The following is a 19,322-nucleotide window of genomic DNA, read 5'->3' as shown; positions in this document are numbered from 1 at the left end:
CGCTTGCGGGTTCGCCCGTCAGGCGCTAGGCGACGGGGATCAAAGACGGAGGCCAGCATGGGCATCAACGACCCCTCGGACACCAGCGCGAACCTGCAGATCGGGCCCACCGACGCGGGCATGGTGCGGCTTTACGTGTCCGCCGATGGCGGGATCGAGGTGCCCATGGATTTCGATCCGGAAGAGGCCGAGGAGATCGCCGAAGAGATCCGCGCCGCCGCTTCGGCGGCCCGCAGCGCCAGCCGCAAGAAGAAGCGCTAAAGCGACAGCGCCGCGCCGGGATCCCGCAGCGTCTGCAACCGGCGCGCGGCGTGGAAGGCGAACTTGCGCATCATCACCTTGCGCCGCGCGGGGGCCAGCCTTGTTTCGGGCCCCATGGTCAGGATCTCGGCGTCATAGGCATCGGCGATGATCAGCCCCGTGCCCTCGGGCAGCAGGTCGGTCGGAAACTCGGCATCCACCGCCCAGAAATAGCGGTCGCACCATTCTAGGTAGCCCTGCCACTTGCCGTCCGACATGAAATCGGCGCGGCTGGACTTGCACTCGACGATCCACACCTCGTCCTTGGGCCCCAGCGCCATGACGTCCACGCGCAGGCCTCGGGTCGGCACCAGTTCCTCGACGCAGGCGAAGCCGTGGCTGGCGAGGTGACGGCACACGCCGCGGCCCAGCAATTGTCCGGGCATCAGGGTGTTGAGGGTCGCATCGTCGGCCATCCGGGAAGTGTGAACAAAAGGTAAACGCATTTCAAGCCCCCCACGCGCGGCGAAATGACCGACGCACCCCCTTGCCGGAAAATCGGGGCGGGCCTAGATGTGGGTCAGGCGGGCACTGCCCTTCCCGTGCCGGGGTCCAATTCCAGTGGCCTTAAGCAATTCCGAGGGAGCTGGCTCTGACCGGGCCGTGGTCTGGTTACCCGGCGCCCACCTGTAAATACAGGTCCTCGGGAATTTACGTACCCTGACGGTCGTGGTGGTCCCGCCGATCCCACCCCCTAAATCGTCTGACGCGTCGGTGAATTGGCTTACCGGCCGCAGGTCGGCATACTGTCGCGACGCCAAACGCCCGGGGGGGCCCATGTCAGACAGCCAATCCAATCCGCGCCATGTCCGCGAGCTCGAGGATCACCTGGGCGTGCTCGACACCCTGTCGGGCACCGCGCTGGGCGTGCTTTCGGCCGCGTCGGGGATCTATACCTACCTGGGTGTCCGGTCTCTGCTGGACAGTGACGGCGCGCTTTCGGTGTTCGCCGCGCTGGCCTACTCCATCGCGGTCAGCGTCGGGATCTTCGTGTTCTGGACGTACCTCATGCGGCTTCTGCCGGCCATGCGCACGGCGCGGGCGCGCCTGGGGCTGATGGGGGCGATGGCGCTGGGATCGGTGGCCATCATCGCCATGTCGTCCTGGCTGAACGCCGCCGCGCTGGCCGGGTCCGCGGCGGTCGAGCAGCATCTCGCCCGCACGGTGCAGGACTACCAGACCTCGCTGGAACGCTCGCACACGATCGCCGTCGCATCACTTGGGTTGGAGCGCGACGTGAGCCGGGTGCGACAGTCGTTCCAGGACCTGAGCGAACAGGAAGCCACCGGCAACCTGTCGGGCATCGCGGGACGCGGCGCCGTATTCCGCGTGCTGCGGCAGAAGGCCGAGGAATTGCAGGGGCTCGAAAACCAGATCGGCACGGTGACCCCGGCGGTCGAGCAGGCCTTTGCCGAGGGCAACGCGATCCTCAGCCGCATGCGCGCGCTGACGGTCGAGCCCGGCCCGGTCGAGGCACGCAGCGTCGAGTTCAGCGAAGAGGCCGTGCGCCTTGCCGGGCTCATCACCCAGCTGCGGCAATTGTCGGTGGCACCGCTCGTGACGCGCGCCGCGCAGGACCTGTCCGCCTCGGTCGTGCTGCCCACGCTGAGCGACGAGGCCGATACCGCCGCCGGGCAGCAGGCCACCATCACGTCGGTGCTGGAAGTGCTGGGCCAGCGGGCCGAGACGCTGGCCGTGGCCGCCCGCGCGGTCGAGGGCATGACGCCCCCGCCCGAGGTGAGCTACACACCGATTTCCGCCGCCGACGCGGTCATTCGCTATGGCCGCAACTTCGTGCCCAGCTGGGCCGGCGCCATTGCCATCGATCTGTTGCCCGCGGTGCTGGTCTTCATCCTGATGGTCACGCAGGGCGCGATCCGCGCGGGACGCGAACGCACACCCATCGAGGACAGCATGACCCTGGCCGAGCTGCGCGCCGCCGTCTCGGCCATCCGCCGGGTCGAGGACGACATGCCGCCCGAGCCCAAGCTGTCGGCGCCCACCCGCCTGCGCGAGCCCGCGGAATGAGGATCGGCGTCGCGGGGATGCTGAAGGGGATCCTGGGCCTTCAGCTGGTGATCGGCGGGCTCCTGGTGCTGGGCGACATGGCGCCGGGGATGCAGGGGCTGCGCTTCGCCCCCGATGCCCCCGCGCTGGACCAGCCGGTGGCCCCCGGGGACCAGACCCGCCGCTATCGCCCCGCCGACCTGCCGCGCCCCGCCCCCGGCGCGCCGTTCCCGCCGGTGGGCGACATGCCCGCGCGGCTGACCGTCTCGTCCGTCGAAGTGGATGGCGCGGCGGCGTTGCGGCTGATGGGGCGCATCGCGGCGGGCGACGCGGACCGGCTGACCGACATCCTGGCGACCCGCTGGGAGGACGGCGCCCCGAGGCGGGTCTTCCTGCATTCGCCCGGCGGATCGGTCTCGGACGCGCTGGTGTTGGGCCGCTTCCTGCGGGCAGAAGGGGTCACGACGATGATCGCGGCCGGAGACGTGTGCCTGTCGGCCTGCCCCTACCTTTTGGCGGGCGGCGAGACGCGCGAGATCGACGATGACGGGTCGGTGGGCGTGCACCAGCACTATTTCGGGCAGAACAGCGTGCAGCCCGCCTTCATGGCCGTGGAGGACATCCAGCGCGGCCAGGGGCAGGTGATGGGCTACCTGGTGGAAATGGGGATCGATCCGCGGATCATGCAGCACGCCCTGGTGACGCCACCGGGCGAGATCTACATCCTGCTGCCCGAGGAACTGCGCGAATACGGAATGATCGTCGAGACCGACGAGGACGCCGCCTGACTTACTCGGCGGGGTGGCTTCGCTGCTCACGCAGCTTCCTGACAAGGCGTTTCTCGGCGAAGTGGATATAGACCACACCGCCCATCGCGATGGCCAGAAGGACCAGCGGCGCAGTGAATTCATAGAAGGTCATGATCCGTCCTCCTTGTGCATGTACCTCAGAACATAATGCGCCACACCGTGAATTGCGAGTCCGACGATCAACCACCAGAAGGCGTTGAGGTCCCAGTTGGACAGCGATTCGGTCAATGGCCGCAGCACGGCGAAGCCGATGGCGCCCAGCGCGATGGCGTTCAGGAACTGCGCGAGGATCTTCACCCGCTCGTTGAAGCTGGCCAATGGGTCGCGCTGGCGGGCGCGCCGGGTCACGCGAAGGCCTCGGGCCGCGCCTCCCGTGCCATGTGGTCCAGAACGGCGTTCACGAACTTGGGCTCGCGGCCCTCGGGAAAGAACGCCTTGGCCACGTCCACGTATTCGACGATGACCACCTTGGGCGGCGTCTGCTCGGCCGTCAGCTCGGCCCCCGCGGCGCGGAACAGCGCGCGCAGGGTCGGGTCGATCCGGTCGATGGGCCATTTCGCGACCAGCGCGCGGTCGGTCATCTTGTCGATGCGGCCCTGACGTTCGACAACGCCTTCCAGGATGGCGCGGAACAGGTCGATGTTGCCTTCGGCCATCTCGCCCTCGTCGTAGACGGCGCCGAAGCGGTGATCCTCGAATTCCACGCGTACGCGGTCGAGGCTCAGGTCGGAATGCTCCATCTGGAACAGGGCCTGCACCGCGTAGAGACGCGCGGCGGATTTCATCTGTCGCTTGTCGGTGCTCATGCCAGCAACGTGTCCTCGCCCCGCGGTTTGAAACCGATGCCCTTGCCCTGGCCGCGCCACTTGCGCGACAGCGCCACCAGGTGCAGCGCGGCGGCCGCAGCGCCGCCGCCCTTGTTCTGCTCGCCCGCGCGCACGGCGGCCTGTTCGTGGGTCTCGACGGTCAGGATGCCGTTGCCGATGCAGCAGCCGTCCAGCCCCAGCAGCGTCAGCGCGCGGCTGCTGTCGTTGCAGACCGTCTCGTAATGGGTCGTTTCCCCCCGGATCACGCAGCCCAGCGCGACGTAGCCGTCGTAATCGGCGGTGCGCTGCGCCAGGCGGATCGCGGTGGGGATCTCCAGCGCGCCGGGCACCTCGACCAGGTCGCAGGTCGCGCCGGCGGACTCGGCCTGCGCCCTCGCGCCGGCGACCAGGTCGTCGGCGATGTCCTTGTAATAGGGCGCCACCACGATCAGCAGCTTCACCGGTACGTCGAACGCGGGCATCGGCGGGGTGTAGTGGGATTGTCCGGCCATCAGCCGATCTCCGATATCTTGCGCGTGCCGGTGATCTCGAGCCCGTAGGCCTCGAGCCCGACCACCTTGGGTTTGGGCGAATTGGTGAGCAGCACCAGCTTGTGCAGGCCGAGCGAGCTGAGGATCTGCGCGCCCAGCCCGTATTGCCGCAGGGTTTGGGGCGACACGTCGTCATGGTCGGCGACCTTCATGGTCAGGTCGCGCAGCAGGACCAGCACGCCGCGGCCCTCGGCGGCGATCTGCTCCATGGCGTCACCGAACTCGCGGGCGCGCCCGGCCCCGCCGGTGCCCACCACGTCCAGCATCGGATCCATGGCATGCATCCGCACCAGCACCGGCTCGTCGGTGGCGATGTCGCCCTTGATGAGCACGATATGCTCGGAGCCCTGGGTCTCGTCCGTGTAGATGCGCATCTGCCATTCGCCGCCGAACTCGGACGTGATCGTCCGCTCCTGGCTCTTGCGGACGAGGTTGTCGTTGCGGCGGCGGTACCCGATCAGGTCGCTGATGGTGCCGATCTTCAGCCCGTGGCGCTGGGCGAAGGCCACGAGGTCGGGCAGCCGCGCCATGGTGCCGTCGTCGTTCATGATCTCGCAGATGACGCTGGAGGGGTTCAGACCCGCCAGCCGGGCGATGTCGACGCCCGCCTCGGTATGACCCGCGCGCACCAGCACGCCGCCCTCGCGCGCGCGCAGCGGGAACACGTGGCCAGGCGTCGCGATATCGGCGGGCGTGCTGTCGCCGTCGATGGCCACCGCCACCGTGCGGGCGCGATCGTGGGCCGAGATGCCGGTCGACACGCCCTCGCGCGCCTCGATCGAGATGGTGAAGTTCGTCTCGTGCCGCGACGAGTTCTGGGACGCCATGAGTTGCAGACCCAGGGCGTCGCAGCGCTTGCCGGTCAGGGTCAGGCAGATCAGGCCGCGCCCGTGGGTCGCCATGAAGTTGATCGCATCCGGCGTCGCCATCTGCGCGGGGATGACCAGGTCGCCCTCGTTCTCGCGGTCCTCGTGGTCGACGAGGATGAACATGCGCCCGTTGCGGGCGTCCTCGATGATCTCCTCGATGGGCGAGATCGCGTCGTGGTAATGGGCGGTGTCGGACATCGCGGGTATCCCTTGGGGTTCGGGCTGCCAGATAGACCCCGTGCGCCGAAAAGACCAGTGGGCGCGCGGGGTGCCGGTGCGTCCCGGGGGGCGCTGCCCCCGGCGCTTGCGCGCCTCCCCCGAGGTATTTCAGGAAAGATGAAGCCGGGGGCGGCGCGCGAGGGGTGGACCGGCTCAGGCGGCCAGCTTGCCGGCGAGCGCCTGGTCGATCAGCGCCCGGGTTTCGTCCACGCCGTAGAGCGCGATGAACCCGCCGAAGCGCGGCCCCTGGCTCGCCCCCAGCAGCACCTCGTAGAGCGCCTTGAACCAGTCGCGCAGCGGCTCGAATCCGTGGGCCTTGCCGACGGCGAAGACCTCGGATTGCAGGGCCTCGGCGTCCAGCGGGCCGTCCCACGCGGCGAGACGGTCGCGCAGGTCGATCAGCGCAGCCCGTTCGCGGTCGTCGGGGGCGCGATACGTCTTCTCGGGCTTCACGAAGTCGTTGTAATATCGCACGGCGTATCCCGCCGCCGCGTCCAGGTCTGGATGCGTATCGGGGCCCGCCTCGGGCGCGTAGCGGCGGATGAAGCCCCACAGGGTCTCGGCATCCTCGGCACCGGCGACCGATGCCAGGTTCAGCAGCATGGAGAACGGCACGACCATTCGGCTTTCGGGAACGTCGCCACCGTGGATGTGGAACACCGGGTTCGCCAGGCGTTGCGTCGCGTCCTGTTCGGGATAGGCGCGCAGCTGCTGATGGTATTCGTCCACCGCCTTGGGGATCACGTCGAAATACAGCCGCTTGGCCGTCTTGGGCTTCTGGAACATGAAATAGCCGAGCGATTCCGGCGCGGCGTAGCGCAGCCATTCCTCCATGCTAAGGCCGTTTCCCTTCGACTTGCTGATCTTCTGGCCCAGCTCGTCGTTGAACAGCTCGTAGGTCAGCGTCTCGGGCGCGGCCCGGCCCAGCGCGCGGCAGATCTTGCTGGCCTGCGTCACCGAATCGATCAGGTCCTTGCCCGACATCTCGTAATCCACGCCCAGCGCGTACCAGCGCATGGCCCAGTCGGGCTTCCACTGCACCTTCACATTGCCCCCGGTCACCGGGACCTCGACCCGTTCGCCGTCGGGCTCGGCATAGACGATGGTGCCTTTCTCGACGTTGCGCTCCAGCGTCGGCACCTGCAGCACGTGGCCGGTCTTGGGGCTGACGGGCAGGAAGGGCGAGTATGTCGCGCGCCGCTCCTCGCCCAGGGTGGGCAGCATGATCTCCATGATCTTGTCGAACTGCTCGAGCATCCGCAGCAGCGCGGTGTCGAACTTGCCGCTGGTGTAGTACTCGGTCGAGGACGCGAACTCGTATTCGAAGCCGAAGCTGTCGAGAAACGCGTTCAGACGCGCGTTGTTGTGCGCGCCGAAGCTGTCATGCGTGCCGAACGGGTCGCGCACGCGCGACAGCGGCAGGTGCAGATCCTCGCGCATCTGGTCCTGATTGGGTACGTTGCCCGGCACCTTGCGCAGGCCGTCCATATCGTCGGAGAAACAGATCAGCTTGGTGGGGATGTCGCTGATCGTCTCGAACGCGCGGCGCACCATGGTGGTGCGCGCCACTTCGCCGAAGGTGCCGATATGCGGCAGCCCCGACGGGCCATAGCCCGTTTCGAACAGCACATAGCCCTTCTCGGGTGGCGCCTTCTGGAACCGTTTGACCAGGCGACGGGCCTCTTCAAAGGGCCAGGCCTTCGAGTTGAGCGCGGTGTCGCGTAGGTCGGTCATCGGTGGTGCCTCCTTGGGCTGCTGATCAGGCGCGGTAGCTATTGCCGCACACCGCCGAGGTCAATAAACCTTGGCTGCGGAGAGAGTGGGAAAAATGAACGACATCAGCCATTCCATGACGGTGCCCGATTGCCTTGTGGCGGTGATGATCGCCGTGTCCGCATCGGACGAGAACCTGCGCACGAGCGAGCTGATCACGATCGAGCGGATCGTGAACCACCTGCCGGTGTTCGCCGATTACGACCAGGACCGCATCCGCACGATGGCCGAAACGGTGTTCGACCTCTTCTCCGAGGAGGACGGGCTGGATGCGCTTTTCGGCCTGCTGCGCGACAACCTACCCGAGCGGTTCCACGAAACCGCCTACGCGCTGGCCTGCGACGTGGCGGTGGCGGACGGATCGCTGGCCGATACCGAGATCCGCCTGCTCGAGGAAATCCGGTTCGAGCTGAAGGTCACCCGCCTGGCGGCCGCCGCGATCGAGCTGGCCGCCCGGGCGCGCCATATTTCGCTGGTCGGCAACGAAGACTCCTAGATCAGGGAACTTTCGGGCGGGGCTGCGGCGTTTTGTCCGCATCCTGCAAAACGAAAGGCAGACCAATGGAATATGGAATTCTGGGACTCATCGTCCTGATCGCCGACATCTACGCGCTTTACAACATCATCACCAGCGGCGCCTCGACCCTGGGCAAGATCATCTGGTGCCTCGTGGTCCTGATCCTGCCGGTCCTGGGCTTCATCGCCTGGCTGATCGCCGGTCCGCGGGGCGGCACCGCCCGGGTCTGACGCTCAGGTCCGATACCACGTGTTCCAGTGCGCGATGAGCGCGCGCTGGAGCGTTCTCGCGCGCCCCGCCCAGGCCCTGCCGCCGGCGGGGCGTTCGCGTTCCGCCATGCTCAGCGCGTCGCGCCGGTCGATATCCGAGCAGAAGACGGCGAAAGCCAGCGGCCGCCTACCATCATCGCTTCCGATGAAACCGGTCAGCGCCGACACGAAATTGAGCGTGCCGGTCTTCGCGGCCACCTGGATGGTCGTATCATCGGTGCGGAAGGGCTTCATAAGCGGCCGCAACGCGCCATCGGGTCCCGATGCGACCATGGCCCGGCACATGTCCGACGCGGTGATGCGGCTGTCGTCGCCCAGGCCCGAATGATCCTCGAGCGCAACCGACCGCAGCCCCATCTCCGATTTCAGCCATTCGTTCATCCGCGCGGCCGAGCCGGCCAGCGTCTCGACATCGCCGTCGGACTTGCTGGCCGACAGGCCCATGATCTCGGCGGTGAGGTTGGTGGAATATTCCAGCATGTCCTCAAGGATCACGCGGCTTTCGGCGCTGTCGACGCGGGCCAGCTCATCGCCCTCGGGCGCGTCGGCGCGCAGGACCGGGCCGCCGATCATCAGGCCGTTCGACCGTGCGAGCGTCTGGAACACCTCGCCCGCGTAGAGGCCCGGAAACCGGACCGGCAGCCAGCGCGACCCGTTGCTGCCCAGCGCACCGCGCGCCACGGTCCAGTCATCGCGCGCCTCGCCGCGGGCGTATGTATAGACGGGGCCGCTTCGGTCGACGACCTGCATCCGCGCCATGGCGACGCCGGGAATTCGCGTGGCCGAGCGGGCATCCATGCTGACCTGGTAGTCGCCGCCCTTGCGCTCCCATCCGAAATGCACCCGGTTGAAGTTCAGGTTCAGCCCGCCCACCGCCGGGTTGTAGCCCACGTGGTCGGGTTGCTCGACGTCGATCTCGTGCAGGTTCGGCAGCGCGCCCGTCCAGATCCGCAGGTTGCCTGCGACCTCGCGCACGCCCGCATCCTTCAGTTGCGACGCCAGCCTCGCCAGGCCGTCGGTGTCGAGCGTGGGGTCCCCTCCGCCGGCGAGGATCAGGTCGCCGTCGATGCGCCCGTTGACGACCGGGCCGGTCGCCAGCAGCCGGGTCGAGAAGCGGTGAGTGGGACCGAGCCGGTCCAGGTGGTAAAGCGTGGTAAGGGCCTTGGCGGTGCTGGCGGGCGGTTGCGGCAACAGCGGCGCGCGCGATTCCAGAATCTCGCCGGTCGTGGCGTCGGCCACCACGAAGGCGACCTTGCCGGCGCCAAGGCCCGCGCGGGCCACCAGGTCGTCGCCGGTGGGCAGGGCGCGCTTGAAGAAATCGGCGGCGCGCGCCCGCGGCCGCAGCGACGTGGCCGGCGCCTCGGCCAATGCCCCGCCCGCCGCGCTGGCCAGCAGACCGGTCAAAATCGTACGTCGTGTCAGCCGCAAATCGGCGCTCCTGTTACAGCCCTGCCTCGATATGGTCAGAGGTTGAGACGGATCAACGGCAAAATCGCGTCGCTCACGGATCGTTTTGGGGCCAGGCCCCGCTTTCGCGCAAGGCCGTCGAGCTTTCGGGCCGCAAGGGAAGGTTCACGAAGGCCCAGGCGGGTATCGGCCGGTGGGCAAGCCCGCGCGCGGTGTCCGGTGTCACACGGGCCGCGCGAAAAGCCCGCGCCGCGGGCGAGGTCAGCGCCGCCAGCCGGTCGCCGGGCCGCGCCACCACTCCCACGGGCATGGTGTGCAGGATCTGCTTCCAGTCCTCCCACTTGTGCAGGGTCGCCATGTTGTCCGCGCCCATAAGCCAGACGAAGCGAACGCCCGGATAACGTGCCACCAGCGCGCCGAGCGTGCGCGCCGTGTGCCGCACGCCCATATGCGCCTCGATGTCCGTGATTTCGACATGCGGATGGTCCATGACCTTTCGCGCACGGTCCATCCGTTGCGCCATCGGGGCGGGACCGCTGGGCTTCAGCGGATTGCCCGGGCTGACCAGCCACCACACGGCATCCAGCCCGAAGCGCGCCAGCGCCGCGCGGGTCAGGTGCGCGTGGCCCGCGTGCGCCGGATCGAACGATCCGCCCAGAAGCCCCACGGCCATGCCGGGCCGGGCCATTGGCCAACCGGGGCCCCATCCCATCGCGCGTCCTTTCGCTGCTACGCCGGGTTGAGCTACCGCCCGGGCCGCTGCTTTGCAATCAAAGGGATGCGCCCTGTGCCGGGGTCAGCTTCGCCACCTCCTGCGCGATGATGCGGCCGATCAGGTCGCAATCCTCGACCGAGAAGGTCAGCGGCAGGCGCATGTCGAACAGCGTCGCGAGGATCCGGTCGGTCTGCGGCAGATCCTGCCGGTCGACATAGCGCCAGCTGGGATGGGCCGAGGTAAACCCCTCGGGCACGTCGCGGCCGAACCATTTCAGCACGACGCCCCGCGCGGCACAGCCCTGCACCAGGGCGTCACAGCCGCCGGCGTCGAGCGACGGCACCCGGAACTGGATCGACGAGCCCACGCGCCGCATCTCGGGCCGCATCGCGGGCAGCGAAACCGCCGGATTGGCGGCCAGCGGGGCCGCAGCGGCCTCGAATCGCCGGGCCCAGCGGTCGATATTCCGCGGCAGGTCCGGCAACTGCGTGCGCAGCAGGGCCGCGCGCATCATGTCCATCCGCGCGCTGCAATTGGGCATGTCCAGCCGGGCGTCGGCGAAATCGGGATCGTCGGGCCTTGTGCCGTGGGTGGCGTGGTTCATGTAGCTGCCTGACAGGATGATCGCCCGGGCCATGAACCCCGCGTCGTCCGAGGTCACCAGCCCGCCCTCGCCCGAGTTCATGTGCTTGTAGGTCTGGGTCGAGAAGCACGCGGCGTGGCCGAAATTGCCGGACTTCACCCCGTTCCATTCCGCCCCCATCGTGTGGGCGCAATCCTCGATCACGGTCAGTCCAAGCGTGGACGCAAGCGCCACCAGCTTGTCCATATCGCACAAATGGCCCCGCATATGGGACAGCAAAAGGCAGGGTGCCTTGCAGATTTCCCACTTCCGCCGCAAGTCGTCCAGGTCGATGCACAGCGTGTCGTCCACCTCGACCAGGACCGGCCGCGCCCCGATGGCCGCGATGGCGCCCGGCACCGGGGCCAGCGTGAAGGCGTTGGTCAGCACCGGGTCGCCGGGCCGTACGCCCGCCGCGCGCAGGGCGATCTGCATCCCCTGCCCGCCCGACGTCACGGCGAGACAATGGCGCGCGCCCTGCCAAGCGGCGTATTCCTCTTCCAATGCCGCCACGGCCCCCCGCTCGCCCCCGGCGAGGTTGTAGCGGTGCAGGCGCCCCGACCGCAGGATGTCGCCCACCGCCGCGATTCCCGCCTCGGAGATCGGTTCCTGCTGCGTGAAGTTGCCGGTGAAGCGTTCTTCCATGCCGCGACATTGCGGCGCGGCCCGCGCCCGCACAAGGGCGACCACATATGCGAAAATTTGAATTGATAACCCCGGTTTCGGCCGGAATCGCGACGAAACGCAGCGGATTCCGGGATTCCGGGGCCCGACAAGCATCCCTGCCCGCGTCACTTTTTCCCGAATGCAGGCCTTTTGCGTCATTGCCCCCTTGGGCGCGCGCCAGTAAACACGAGCGCGTAAACGTGTCGGCCGCCGCCCGGCGCGAAGCTAACGGGAACCTTGAGGAGGCACGACATGGCTGACGCAGCCGTTCACGGCCACGACGGGCACGACGAGCGGGGATTCTTCACCCGCTGGTTCATGTCCACCAATCACAAAGACATCGGTATTCTGTACCTGTTCACGGCCGGCCTGACCGGTTTCATCTCGGTGGCCTTCACCGTGTACATGCGCATGGAGCTGATGAGCCCCGGCGTGCAGTACATGTGCATGGAAGGCGCGCGCCTGCTGCCCGCCGCCGTCGAGAATTGTACGCCCAACGGCCACTTGTGGAACGTGATGATCACGGCCCACGGCATCCTGATGATGTTCTTCGTGGTTATCCCGGCCCTGTTCGGCGGTTTCGGCAACTACCTGATGCCGTTGCAGATCGGCGCGCCCGACATGGCGTTCCCGCGTCTGAACAACCTCAGCTACTGGCTGTTCGTCGCCGGTTCGACCCTCGCGGTCAGCTCGGTCTTCGCACCGGGCGGGAATGGCCAGCTCGGATCGGGCATCGGCTGGGTGCTTTACCCACCGCTTTCGACGACCGAAGGCGGCTATTCCACCGACCTCGCGATCTTCGCGGTGCACGTCTCGGGCGCCTCGTCGATCCTGGGTGCGATCAACATCATCACCACCTTCCTGAACATGCGGGCCCCGGGCATGAGCCTGTTCAAGGTGCCGCTGTTCTCGTGGTCGATCTTCGTGACCGCGTGGCTCATCCTGCTGTCGCTGCCGGTTCTGGCGGGCGCCATCACCATGCTGCTGACCGACCGGAACTTCGGCACGACGTTCTTCGATCCGGCCGGCGGCGGTGACCCGGTTCTTTACCAGCACATCCTGTGGTTCTTCGGACACCCCGAGGTCTACATCGTGATCCTGCCGGGCTTCGGCATCATCAGCCACGTGATCAGCACCTTCTCGCGCAAGCCGATCTTCGGCTACCTGCCGATGGTCTGGGCGCTGATCGCCATCGGCGTGCTGGGCTTCGTCGTCTGGGCTCACCACATGTACACCGTCGGCATGTCGCTGACCCAGCAGAGCTACTTCATGCTGGCGACCATGGTCATCGCGGTGCCCACGGGCATCAAGATCTTCTCGTGGATCGCGACCATGTGGGGCGGCTCGGTCCAGCTGAAGACCCCGATGCTCTGGGCCTTCGGTTTCCTGGTGTTGTTCACCGCCGGTGGCGTTACCGGCATCGTGCTGAGCCAGGCCGCCGTGGACCGCGTCTATCACGACACCTACTACGTCGTGGCGCACTTCCACTACGTGATGAGCCTCGGGGCCGTCTTCGCCATCTTTGCCGGGATCTATTTCTACTTCCCGAAATTCACCGGCAAGATCATCCCCGAGTGGATCGGCCACACGCACTTCTGGGCGATGTTCATCGGCTCGAACCTGACGTTCTTCCCCCAGCACTTCCTGGGCCGCCAGGGCATGCCGCGCCGCTACATCGACTACCCCGACGCGTTCGCGCTGTGGCACTCGGTGTCGTCCTGGGGCGCGTTCCTGAGCTTCGCGTCGTTCCTGTTCTTCATCGGCGCCATCTTCTGGGTGCTGATCAAGGTGCCGAAGACCGCCGGTGCCAACCCTTGGAACGAGCATGCGGACACGCTGGAGTGGACCCTGCCCTCGCCCCCGCCCGAGCACACGTTCGAGATCCTGCCCAAGCAGGAAGAGTGGGATAAGGGCGCCGCGCACTGACCATGCCGGTGGTTTGGACGAAATCCGAAAAGGCCCCGGCATCGTCCGGGGCCTTCTCGCATGCGGCGGGTGACCAGCCGCTGGCCCGGGTCCGGCTCTGGCCCAACCGGTCCCTGCCCCGAAGCGGCTTCGTCGCTTTCATCGGATTCACCTACGTGATGATCCTGCTGCCCCTGCTCGGGGTGCTCGGCACGCCGGTCCTGTGGGGGCTCCTGCCCTTCATGATGCTGGCGCTGTGGGGGATCTACGCCGCGATCCAGCGCAATTACCGCGACGGCGAGACGACCGAAGAACTGTGCCTCTGGTCCGACCACCTGGCGCTTCGGCGCGAGGATCGCAATCGCCCGCCCCGCCTGTGGGAGGCGAACCCGTTCTGGGTGAAGGTGAACCTGATCGAGCGGGCCGGCCCGGTGCCGTTCTACCTGACCCTGTCTGGCGCGGGCCGCGAGGTGGAAGTCGGCGCCTTCCTGTCGGCCGAAGAGCGCCAGTCGCTCTACGACGACCTGTCGCGGGTGCTGAAGCAGGTCTGAATCGGTACGTCCCATCGCGCCGCCATGCGGCTGCCATCAAAGCAACGCCACGAACTCGCGAAAATCTCGCGGACAGCCGCGCCTAGGCTAAGGCGCGGCTAGCCATTTGTGAAACTGAGAGGGCGACGAGCCCCCCGCCGCTCGCGGGATCAGCTCAGGCGCGTCTTCACGCGCGGGCCGACCTTCCCGAAATCCATCTGGCCAGTGTAGCGCGACTTCAGCAGGCCGATCACCTTGCCCATGTCGCGGATCGAGCTGGCATTGGTCTCGGCGATGGCCTCGTCGACAGCACGGTCGACCTCGTCGTCGCTCAGCTGGCGGGGCAGGAATTCCTCGATCACCGCGATTTCCTCGCGCTCGGCATCGGCCAGTTCCAGCCGGCCGCCCTCCTCGTAGGCGCGGACGCTTTCCTGGCGCTGTTTCACCATGCGCCCGAGGATCTGGAGCAGGTCGGCCTCGGACATCTCGCCGGGGGCGTCGTCGCTGCCGCGCGCGGCGATATCGCGGTCCTTGATGGCGGCGTTGATCAGCCGCAGCGTGCTCAGCCGGTCGGACTGCCGTTCCTTCATGGCGGTCTTGAGCGCGGTGTTCAGCCGGGATCGAATGTCCATGGGCACCCCTTGAAGTGGTGTTGATTGACCCGGTCACACCTATCTTATGCCAACGGGCGCAGCAACAGCACCCGTGGAGCTGCATGTCATTGTAATATATACGTTTTAATTTGCACCCGCGCTGCCTTGACCCTTCGGGGCCGAATCCATAATTTGCCGCAGATTTGGCCGCAGCCCGTCCCAGGAGACCGCCCATGCCCCGCCCCAAGCCCACCGCCTGCCTCGCCCTGGCCGACGGCACGTTGTTCTACGGGCACGGCTTCGGCGCCACCGGCGACACCACGGCCGAGCTGTGCTTCAACACCGCCATGACCGGATACCAGGAGATCATGACAGACCCGTCCTACGCCGGGCAGATCGTGACCTTCACCTTCCCCCATATCGGCAACACCGGCACCACGCCCGAGGATGACGAGGCCATGCAGCCCCACGCGGCGGGCATGGTGGTGAAGTGGGACCCGACCGAGCCCAGCAACTGGCGCGCGACCGGCACGCTGCAGGACTGGCTCCGGCGGATGGGACGCATCGGGATCGGCGGCGTCGACACGCGGCGGCTGACCCGGGCGATCCGGCAGCAGGGCGCCCCCCATGTGGCGCTGGCCCATGACCCCGAGGGCAAGTTCGACATCGAGGCGCTGGTCGCCAAGGCCCGTGGCTTCAAGGGGCTCGAGGGCCTGGACCTGGCGCGCGACGTGACCTGCGCGCAATCCTACCGTTGGGACGAAATGCGCTGGGCCTGGCCGGACGGCTATACCAAGCGCGAGGGGCCGGGCCACAAGGTCGTGGCCATCGACTACGGCGCCAAGCGCAACATCCTGCGCTGCCTGGCCAGCGCCGGCTGCGACGTGACCGTCCTGCCTGCGTCGGCCACCGCGGAAGAGGTCCTGGCCCACAACCCCGAGGGGCTGTTCCTGTCCAACGGTCCCGGCGACCCGGCGGCCACCGGCATCTACGCCGTGCCGATGATCCAGAAGGTCCTGAACACCACCGACATTCCGGTGTTCGGCATCTGCCTCGGCCACCAGCTGCTGGCGCTGGCCCTGGGCGGGCGCACGGTCAAGATGAACCACGGCCACCACGGCGCGAACCACCCGGTGAAGGACCACGAGACCGGCAAGGTCGAGATCACGTCGATGAACCATGGCTTTACCGTGGACAGCCAGACCCTGCCCGAGGGTGTGGTCGAGACGCATACCTCGCTGTTCGACGGGTCGAATTGCGGCATCCGTCTGAAGGACCGCCCGGTTTACTCGGTGCAGCAGCATCCAGAGGCCAGCCCCGGACCGCAGGACAGCTTCTACCTGTTCGAACGCTTCGCCCAGGCCATGAAGGATCGCGCCGCCGCCCCGGCCTGACCCGGGCCACGGTCCGGTCTTAACTTTCGATTAACCCTCACGGGCTTAGCCTGACCCCCTCGATGCAGAGGGTCGGTCGCCGTTGAACTACCTCTCGATACCACTGCCCAGCGGGGTCCGCCCGGTCTGGGCCGCGCCCCGTGATGAGACGCGGCTGGGGACGATCCTGGTAGAAGCCGGTGTCCTTTCGGCCGAGGCACTCGAAACGGCGCTGGTCCAACAACGGCGCAGCTTGTGCCGGTTGGGCGAGTTGCTGATCCGCCGCGGACTCGCCACCGAGGATGACGTCTATGACGCACTGGCCCGGCAGGCCGGCGTGCCGCGATGGGACCCGGCGACGGCACCCGCCGCGCCCGACCTGATTGACCGGCTTGGCGCCGCCGCGTGCGCGCGCGACGGCTGCCTGCCCTTGGCAACCGCGGGGGCCATTACGCCCGTCGCCACCTGCAATCCGCAGACGTTCGACGCTTGGCGCGCAAGGATCGAAAAGACGCTCGGCCCGGTGGCCATGGTGATGGCGAGCCGCGGCGAGATCGACGCGGGCCTGCTGGGCACACGGCGCCAGGCCCTCGTGCGCGCTGCCGAGGCCGTCCCACCGCCGCACATGTCCTGCCGCAGTTTCGGAACAGCGCCCGTTCGCCGTCAGGCTGTTCTGGCCGGACTGGCTGGGCTGCTCATGCTGCTCGCACTCCTCGCCGTCGTGGCGCCGGTCACGTTCTTCGTCGCGATTGCATCGGTCGCCATCCTGCTGCTTTTGGTTAATATCGGTCTGCTGGGCGTCGGATTGATCGGTGCTGCAAAGCCCGCAGGGACGTCGCCCACCGCACCAGCGATCGCCCGCCTTCCACGCATATCCGTGCTCGTCCCGTTGTTCCACGAATGCCGGATCGCCGAAATGCTGGTCCGGCGGCTGTCACAGCTCGACTACCCGCGCGAGCTGACCGAGATCTGCCTCGTGACCGAGGCCAGCGATTCGGTCACGGCAGACGCCATTGCCCAAACGACCCTGCCAGACCAAATGCGTGTTTTCGTGGTGCCGGACGGCACGGTGAAGACCAAGCCGCGTGCGATGAACTTCGCGCTTCCGTTCTGCAGCGGGGACATCATCGGTATCTACGATGCCGAAGACGCGCCCCCGGCTGATCAGCTTCACCGCGTGGTGCGGGGCTTCGCAGCCTCCCCGCCCGACGTGGGCTGTCTCCAGGCCCGGTTGAACTTCTACAACCCGCAGGCCTCGTGGCTTTCGCGTTGCTTTTGCGTGGACTACGCGACCTGGTTCGCGCTGGTCCTCCCCGGCCTGCGGCGGCTGGGCTGGCCGATCCCCCTGGGCGGGACATCGGTGTTTTTTCGCCGTGACGTGCTTGAGCGGGTCGGCGCGTGGGATGCCCATAACGTGACGGAGGATGCCGACCTGGGCCTGCGCCTGGCCCGCTATGGATATCGGGTCGGGCTTCTGACGTCGACGACCATGGAAGAGGCGCCATTTCGCACGCACGCGTGGATCCGGCAGAGGTCACGCTGGCAGAAGGGCTACGCGATGACCTGGGCCGTGCACATGCGCGCGCCCCGCAGGCTTTGGCAGGACCTTGGCCCGTGGCGGTTCATGGGCGTGCAGACCCTGCTGCTCGGATCACTTGGCGGCGCACTGACTGCGCCCGTGCTGTGGTCATTCGGGCTGCTCTGGCTCGGGTTACCGCACCCGCTTTCGGGTCACTTGACAAGTGGCCAGGGCCTTGCCCTGATGGTCCTGCTGTTCCTTGGCGCTGTGATCCAGGCGCTCGGCCACTGGGTCGGCCTGTCGATCACCGGGCGTCGCGGGTTGTGGGCGTCCATCGGCCTGATGCCGGTCTACGCCGCGCTATCGACCGTCTCGATCACCAAGGCACTTTACGAGGTCGCCGCGCGCCCCTTCTTCTGGGACAAGACCGAGCACGGGATCAGTCCGCCGACGACACCCACTATTGACGCGCCTCACGACCCGAGTCGTGCTTGAGCCGCGTCTCGAACGCCTTGGAGATATGGGCCCGCAGCGCTTCGTAGGCTGCACCCCCGTCGCCCGCCGCGATGGCTTCGACGATGCGCGCATGCTCGGCCAGCGCATCCTGGCCGCGCCCGTCCACGGCCAGCGACGTGGTCGCCAGCAACGCCATGGACCGGTGCACAAGGTCCAGCTGCTGCACGAGGTAGCGGTTATGCGACGCCAGGTGGATCTGCTTGTGAAACCGCCGGTTCGCCCGCGCAAGCGCGTCGGGGTCCCCGATCAGCGCGCGGTCTTCCTCGACCATCTGGCGCAGCACGCGCACCTCTTCGTCGGTGGCGTGCTTGGCCGCGAGCCGCGCGGCCAGCCCCTCGAGCTCGGCGCGCACGATATAAAGCTCGGCCAGCTGGTTGTGATCCAGCGACGCCACGATCAGGCTGCGCCCGTCGCGGGTCAGGAGCGACTGGGTCTCCAACCGCTGCAACGCCTCGCGGATGGGCGTGCGCGACACGCCGAAGCGCTCGGCCAACTCGTTCTCCACAAGCCGGTCGCCGGGCTTGTACTGGCCGGTGTCGATCGCCTCGAGGATCATGCCGTAGGCGTCCCTCTGGCTCAGTTTCATGTCCTTGAGCTTCATGTCCTTCATCGTGTCCTCCCGCCCCGTTTCATTCTGCGCACGCGTGCCGGGCCGTGTAAACGATTGCGGACGGGTCTGCGTCGGGGTAGCGCAGGCTCATGCAGGATTTCAGCCACGTCCGTACCTGGATCTTCGATCTCGACAACACCCTCTACCCGCCCGAGGCCGACCTGTTCGCGCAGATCGAGACGCGGATGACCGATTGGGTGATGACCGCGCTGAAGCTGGACCGCGCGCGGGCCGACGCGCTGCGTCACCAGTACTGGCAAAGCCATGGCACCACGCTGGCGGGGCTCATGGACGAGCACGGGGTCGATCCCGGCCCCTACCTGCACGAGGTGCACGACATCTCGCTCGACCATCTTGTGCGCGATGCGCCCTTGGCCGCCGCCATCATGGCGCTGCCGGGCCGCAAGATCGTCTTCACCAACGGATCCGGGCCCTATGCCGAACGTGTCCTTGCCGCGCGCGGCCTGAGCGATGGGCTGTTCGATGCGGTTTACGGGGTCGAACATGCGGATTTCCGGCCCAAGCCCGAACCCGCCGCCTTCACCGCGGTGCTGGCCCGAGACGGCAGCGAGGCGACCACCGCCGCGATGTTCGAGGACATGGCCCGCAATCTCGAAGCGCCCCACGCCATGGGCATGCGCACGGTGCACGTGGCGCCCGCGCCCGAGCCCGCGCCGCATATCCACCACCACACCGACGACCTTGCGGCTTTTCTGTCGCGGCTGGTGTGATTTCGCCCCCGTGCG

At 67.4% G+C, this 19,322-nt stretch carries 22 protein-coding genes and 1 other RNA gene; 11 read left to right on the top strand and 12 right to left on the bottom strand.

What is annotated here, in order from left to right; genetic code table 11:
• Positions 1-57 precede the first annotated feature (57 nt).
• Positions 58-261 carry a DUF6324 family protein gene (locus BMX96_RS16020; protein WP_073129211.1) on the top strand — a complete coding sequence of 68 codons (204 nt, stop codon included), beginning with the start codon at positions 58-60 and terminating at the stop codon, positions 259-261.
• On the opposite strand, the gene BMX96_RS16015 is transcribed toward BMX96_RS16020, so the two are convergent.
• Positions 258-716, bottom strand: a complete 459-nt coding sequence (locus tag BMX96_RS16015) for an MmcB family DNA repair protein (protein WP_091846398.1) — start codon at positions 714-716, stop codon at positions 258-260. The genes BMX96_RS16020 and BMX96_RS16015 overlap by 4 nt on opposite strands.
• Positions 717-825: 109 nt before the next feature.
• On the opposite strand from BMX96_RS16015, the gene ssrS reads away from it, so the two are divergent.
• The 3 genes from ssrS (at position 826) to BMX96_RS16005 (ending at position 3,095) form a co-directional block, all read left to right on the top strand.
• Positions 826-983: non-coding RNA, 6S RNA (gene ssrS, locus BMX96_RS20215), on the top strand.
• A gap of 94 nt (positions 984-1,077) precedes the next feature.
• Positions 1,078-2,328 carry a hypothetical protein gene (locus tag BMX96_RS16010; protein ID WP_091846397.1) on the top strand — a complete coding sequence of 417 codons (1,251 nt, stop codon included), beginning with the start codon at positions 1,078-1,080 and terminating at the stop codon, positions 2,326-2,328.
• Complete coding sequence (locus BMX96_RS16005; protein ID WP_091846396.1) at positions 2,325-3,095, top strand: COG3904 family protein; 771 nt, start codon at positions 2,325-2,327, stop codon at positions 3,093-3,095. Before BMX96_RS16010 ends, BMX96_RS16005 begins: the two co-directional genes overlap by 4 nt.
• A 1-nt stretch (position 3,096) precedes the next feature.
• Here BMX96_RS16005 and BMX96_RS20095 read toward each other — a convergent pair whose 3' ends face one another.
• From BMX96_RS20095 to BMX96_RS15980, 6 genes are all read right to left on the bottom strand, one after another.
• Positions 3,097-3,228, bottom strand: coding sequence for a hypothetical protein (locus tag BMX96_RS20095; RefSeq protein WP_269085824.1), 132 nt, complete (start codon positions 3,226-3,228; stop codon positions 3,097-3,099).
• Positions 3,225-3,464, bottom strand: coding sequence for a hypothetical protein (locus BMX96_RS16000; RefSeq protein ID WP_091846395.1), 240 nt, complete (start codon positions 3,462-3,464; stop codon positions 3,225-3,227). The genes BMX96_RS20095 and BMX96_RS16000 overlap by 4 nt, the downstream gene beginning before the upstream one ends.
• Complete coding sequence (nusB, locus tag BMX96_RS15995; RefSeq protein ID WP_073129206.1) at positions 3,461-3,922, bottom strand: transcription antitermination factor NusB; 462 nt, start codon at positions 3,920-3,922, stop codon at positions 3,461-3,463. The genes BMX96_RS16000 and nusB overlap by 4 nt, the downstream gene beginning before the upstream one ends.
• Entirely contained in the window at positions 3,919-4,434 is a 516-nt protein-coding gene (locus tag BMX96_RS15990; RefSeq protein ID WP_091846394.1) for a 6,7-dimethyl-8-ribityllumazine synthase, read from the bottom strand. Before BMX96_RS15990 ends, nusB begins: the two co-directional genes overlap by 4 nt.
• Complete coding sequence (ribB, locus tag BMX96_RS15985; RefSeq protein ID WP_091846393.1) at positions 4,434-5,540, bottom strand: 3,4-dihydroxy-2-butanone-4-phosphate synthase; 1,107 nt, start codon at positions 5,538-5,540, stop codon at positions 4,434-4,436. Before ribB ends, BMX96_RS15990 begins: the two co-directional genes overlap by 1 nt.
• A gap of 174 nt (positions 5,541-5,714) precedes the next feature.
• Positions 5,715-7,295, bottom strand: a complete 1,581-nt coding sequence (locus BMX96_RS15980) for a lysine--tRNA ligase (RefSeq protein WP_091846392.1) — start codon at positions 7,293-7,295, stop codon at positions 5,715-5,717.
• 94 nt (positions 7,296-7,389) lie between these two features.
• Here BMX96_RS15980 and BMX96_RS15975 point away from each other — a divergent pair, with 94 nt between their 5' ends.
• Both BMX96_RS15975 and BMX96_RS15970 read left to right on the top strand, forming a co-directional pair.
• A complete protein-coding gene (locus BMX96_RS15975) occupies positions 7,390-7,830 on the top strand; it encodes a tellurite resistance TerB family protein (RefSeq protein WP_073129202.1) in 441 nt (146 codons plus the stop codon).
• Between the two features lie 65 nt (positions 7,831-7,895).
• Positions 7,896-8,081, top strand: coding sequence for a PLD nuclease N-terminal domain-containing protein (locus tag BMX96_RS15970; RefSeq protein WP_073129201.1), 186 nt, complete (start codon positions 7,896-7,898; stop codon positions 8,079-8,081).
• 3 nt (positions 8,082-8,084) lie between these two features.
• Here BMX96_RS15970 and dacB read toward each other — a convergent pair whose 3' ends face one another.
• From dacB to BMX96_RS15955, 3 genes are all read right to left on the bottom strand, one after another.
• The gene (gene dacB / locus BMX96_RS15965) at positions 8,085-9,524 is read right to left on the bottom strand and encodes a D-alanyl-D-alanine carboxypeptidase/D-alanyl-D-alanine endopeptidase (protein ID WP_236737100.1); all 1,440 of its coding nucleotides are present in this window, start codon (positions 9,522-9,524) and stop codon (positions 8,085-8,087) included.
• A gap of 97 nt (positions 9,525-9,621) precedes the next feature.
• Positions 9,622-10,239: a nicotinate-nucleotide adenylyltransferase gene (locus BMX96_RS15960; protein ID WP_091846390.1), complete on the bottom strand. Its 618-nt coding sequence runs from the start codon at positions 10,237-10,239 to the stop codon at positions 9,622-9,624.
• A gap of 58 nt (positions 10,240-10,297) precedes the next feature.
• Positions 10,298-11,509 carry a DegT/DnrJ/EryC1/StrS family aminotransferase gene (locus BMX96_RS15955; RefSeq protein ID WP_091846389.1) on the bottom strand — a complete coding sequence of 404 codons (1,212 nt, stop codon included), beginning with the start codon at positions 11,507-11,509 and terminating at the stop codon, positions 10,298-10,300.
• Between the two features lie 273 nt (positions 11,510-11,782).
• On the opposite strand from BMX96_RS15955, the gene ctaD reads away from it, so the two are divergent.
• Together ctaD and BMX96_RS15945 are read left to right on the top strand one after the other, a co-directional pair.
• On the top strand, positions 11,783-13,456 hold the full coding sequence (gene ctaD, locus BMX96_RS15950; protein WP_091846388.1) for a cytochrome c oxidase subunit I: 1,674 nt from the start codon (positions 11,783-11,785) through the stop codon (positions 13,454-13,456).
• A gap of 2 nt (positions 13,457-13,458) precedes the next feature.
• Positions 13,459-13,986, top strand: coding sequence for a DUF2244 domain-containing protein (locus BMX96_RS15945; RefSeq protein WP_073129196.1), 528 nt, complete (start codon positions 13,459-13,461; stop codon positions 13,984-13,986).
• Between the two features lie 149 nt (positions 13,987-14,135).
• Here the strand turns inward: BMX96_RS15945 and BMX96_RS15940 are convergent, their stop codons facing one another.
• Positions 14,136-14,597: a GatB/YqeY domain-containing protein gene (locus BMX96_RS15940; protein ID WP_073129195.1), complete on the bottom strand. Its 462-nt coding sequence runs from the start codon at positions 14,595-14,597 to the stop codon at positions 14,136-14,138.
• Between the two features lie 194 nt (positions 14,598-14,791).
• On the opposite strand from BMX96_RS15940, the gene carA reads away from it, so the two are divergent.
• On the top strand, positions 14,792-15,952 hold the full coding sequence (carA, locus tag BMX96_RS15935; protein WP_091846387.1) for a glutamine-hydrolyzing carbamoyl-phosphate synthase small subunit: 1,161 nt from the start codon (positions 14,792-14,794) through the stop codon (positions 15,950-15,952).
• A gap of 82 nt (positions 15,953-16,034) precedes the next feature.
• Positions 16,035-17,945: a glycosyltransferase family 2 protein gene (locus tag BMX96_RS15930; protein ID WP_091846386.1), complete on the top strand. Its 1,911-nt coding sequence runs from the start codon at positions 16,035-16,037 to the stop codon at positions 17,943-17,945.
• Here the strand turns inward: BMX96_RS15930 and BMX96_RS15925 are convergent.
• Positions 17,911-18,576: a GntR family transcriptional regulator gene (locus tag BMX96_RS15925; protein ID WP_236737099.1), complete on the bottom strand. Its 666-nt coding sequence runs from the start codon at positions 18,574-18,576 to the stop codon at positions 17,911-17,913. The genes BMX96_RS15930 and BMX96_RS15925 overlap by 35 nt on opposite strands.
• 89 nt (positions 18,577-18,665) lie before the next feature.
• Here BMX96_RS15925 and BMX96_RS15920 point away from each other — a divergent pair, with 89 nt between their 5' ends.
• A complete protein-coding gene (locus tag BMX96_RS15920) occupies positions 18,666-19,307 on the top strand; it encodes a pyrimidine 5'-nucleotidase (RefSeq protein ID WP_091846385.1) in 642 nt (213 codons plus the stop codon).
• Positions 19,308-19,322 lie beyond the last annotated feature (15 nt).

The organism is Palleronia pelagia, from assembly GCF_900110115.1.
GTDB classification, from domain to species: domain Bacteria; phylum Pseudomonadota; class Alphaproteobacteria; order Rhodobacterales; family Rhodobacteraceae; genus Palleronia; species Palleronia pelagia.
Note: the sequence above shows the minus strand (reverse complement) of the source record. Positions and strands in the feature narration are given on the sequence as shown.

Bases quoted from the DNA above. Each gene is read 5' to 3' on its own strand.
- BMX96_RS16020 (WP_073129211.1), top strand. From the start codon at position 58: ATGGGCATCAACGACCCCTCGGACACCAGCGCGAACCTGCAGATCGGG.
- BMX96_RS16015 (WP_091846398.1), bottom strand. From the start codon at position 716: ATGGCCGACGATGCGACCCTCAACACCCTGATGCCCGGACAATTGCTG.
- BMX96_RS16010 (WP_091846397.1), top strand. From the start codon at position 1,078: ATGTCAGACAGCCAATCCAATCCGCGCCATGTCCGCGAGCTCGAGGAT.
- BMX96_RS16005 (WP_091846396.1), top strand. From the start codon at position 2,325: ATGAGGATCGGCGTCGCGGGGATGCTGAAGGGGATCCTGGGCCTTCAG.
- BMX96_RS20095 (WP_269085824.1), bottom strand. From the start codon at position 3,228: ATGACCTTCTATGAATTCACTGCGCCGCTGGTCCTTCTGGCCATCGCG.
- nusB (WP_073129206.1), bottom strand. From the start codon at position 3,922: ATGAGCACCGACAAGCGACAGATGAAATCCGCCGCGCGTCTCTACGCG.
- BMX96_RS15990 (WP_091846394.1), bottom strand. From the start codon at position 4,434: ATGGCCGGACAATCCCACTACACCCCGCCGATGCCCGCGTTCGACGTA.
- ribB (WP_091846393.1), bottom strand. From the start codon at position 5,540: ATGTCCGACACCGCCCATTACCACGACGCGATCTCGCCCATCGAGGAG.
- BMX96_RS15980 (WP_091846392.1), bottom strand. From the start codon at position 7,295: ATGACCGACCTACGCGACACCGCGCTCAACTCGAAGGCCTGGCCCTTT.
- BMX96_RS15975 (WP_073129202.1), top strand. From the start codon at position 7,390: ATGAACGACATCAGCCATTCCATGACGGTGCCCGATTGCCTTGTGGCG.
- BMX96_RS15970 (WP_073129201.1), top strand. From the start codon at position 7,896: ATGGAATATGGAATTCTGGGACTCATCGTCCTGATCGCCGACATCTAC.
- BMX96_RS15960 (WP_091846390.1), bottom strand. From the start codon at position 10,239: ATGGGATGGGGCCCCGGTTGGCCAATGGCCCGGCCCGGCATGGCCGTG.
- BMX96_RS15955 (WP_091846389.1), bottom strand. From the start codon at position 11,509: ATGGAAGAACGCTTCACCGGCAACTTCACGCAGCAGGAACCGATCTCC.
- ctaD (WP_091846388.1), top strand. From the start codon at position 11,783: ATGGCTGACGCAGCCGTTCACGGCCACGACGGGCACGACGAGCGGGGA.
- BMX96_RS15945 (WP_073129196.1), top strand. From the start codon at position 13,459: ATGCCGGTGGTTTGGACGAAATCCGAAAAGGCCCCGGCATCGTCCGGG.
- BMX96_RS15940 (WP_073129195.1), bottom strand. From the start codon at position 14,597: ATGGACATTCGATCCCGGCTGAACACCGCGCTCAAGACCGCCATGAAG.
- carA (WP_091846387.1), top strand. From the start codon at position 14,792: ATGCCCCGCCCCAAGCCCACCGCCTGCCTCGCCCTGGCCGACGGCACG.
- BMX96_RS15925 (WP_236737099.1), bottom strand. From the start codon at position 18,576: ATGAAGGACATGAAGCTCAAGGACATGAAACTGAGCCAGAGGGACGCC.
- BMX96_RS15920 (WP_091846385.1), top strand. From the start codon at position 18,666: ATGCAGGATTTCAGCCACGTCCGTACCTGGATCTTCGATCTCGACAAC.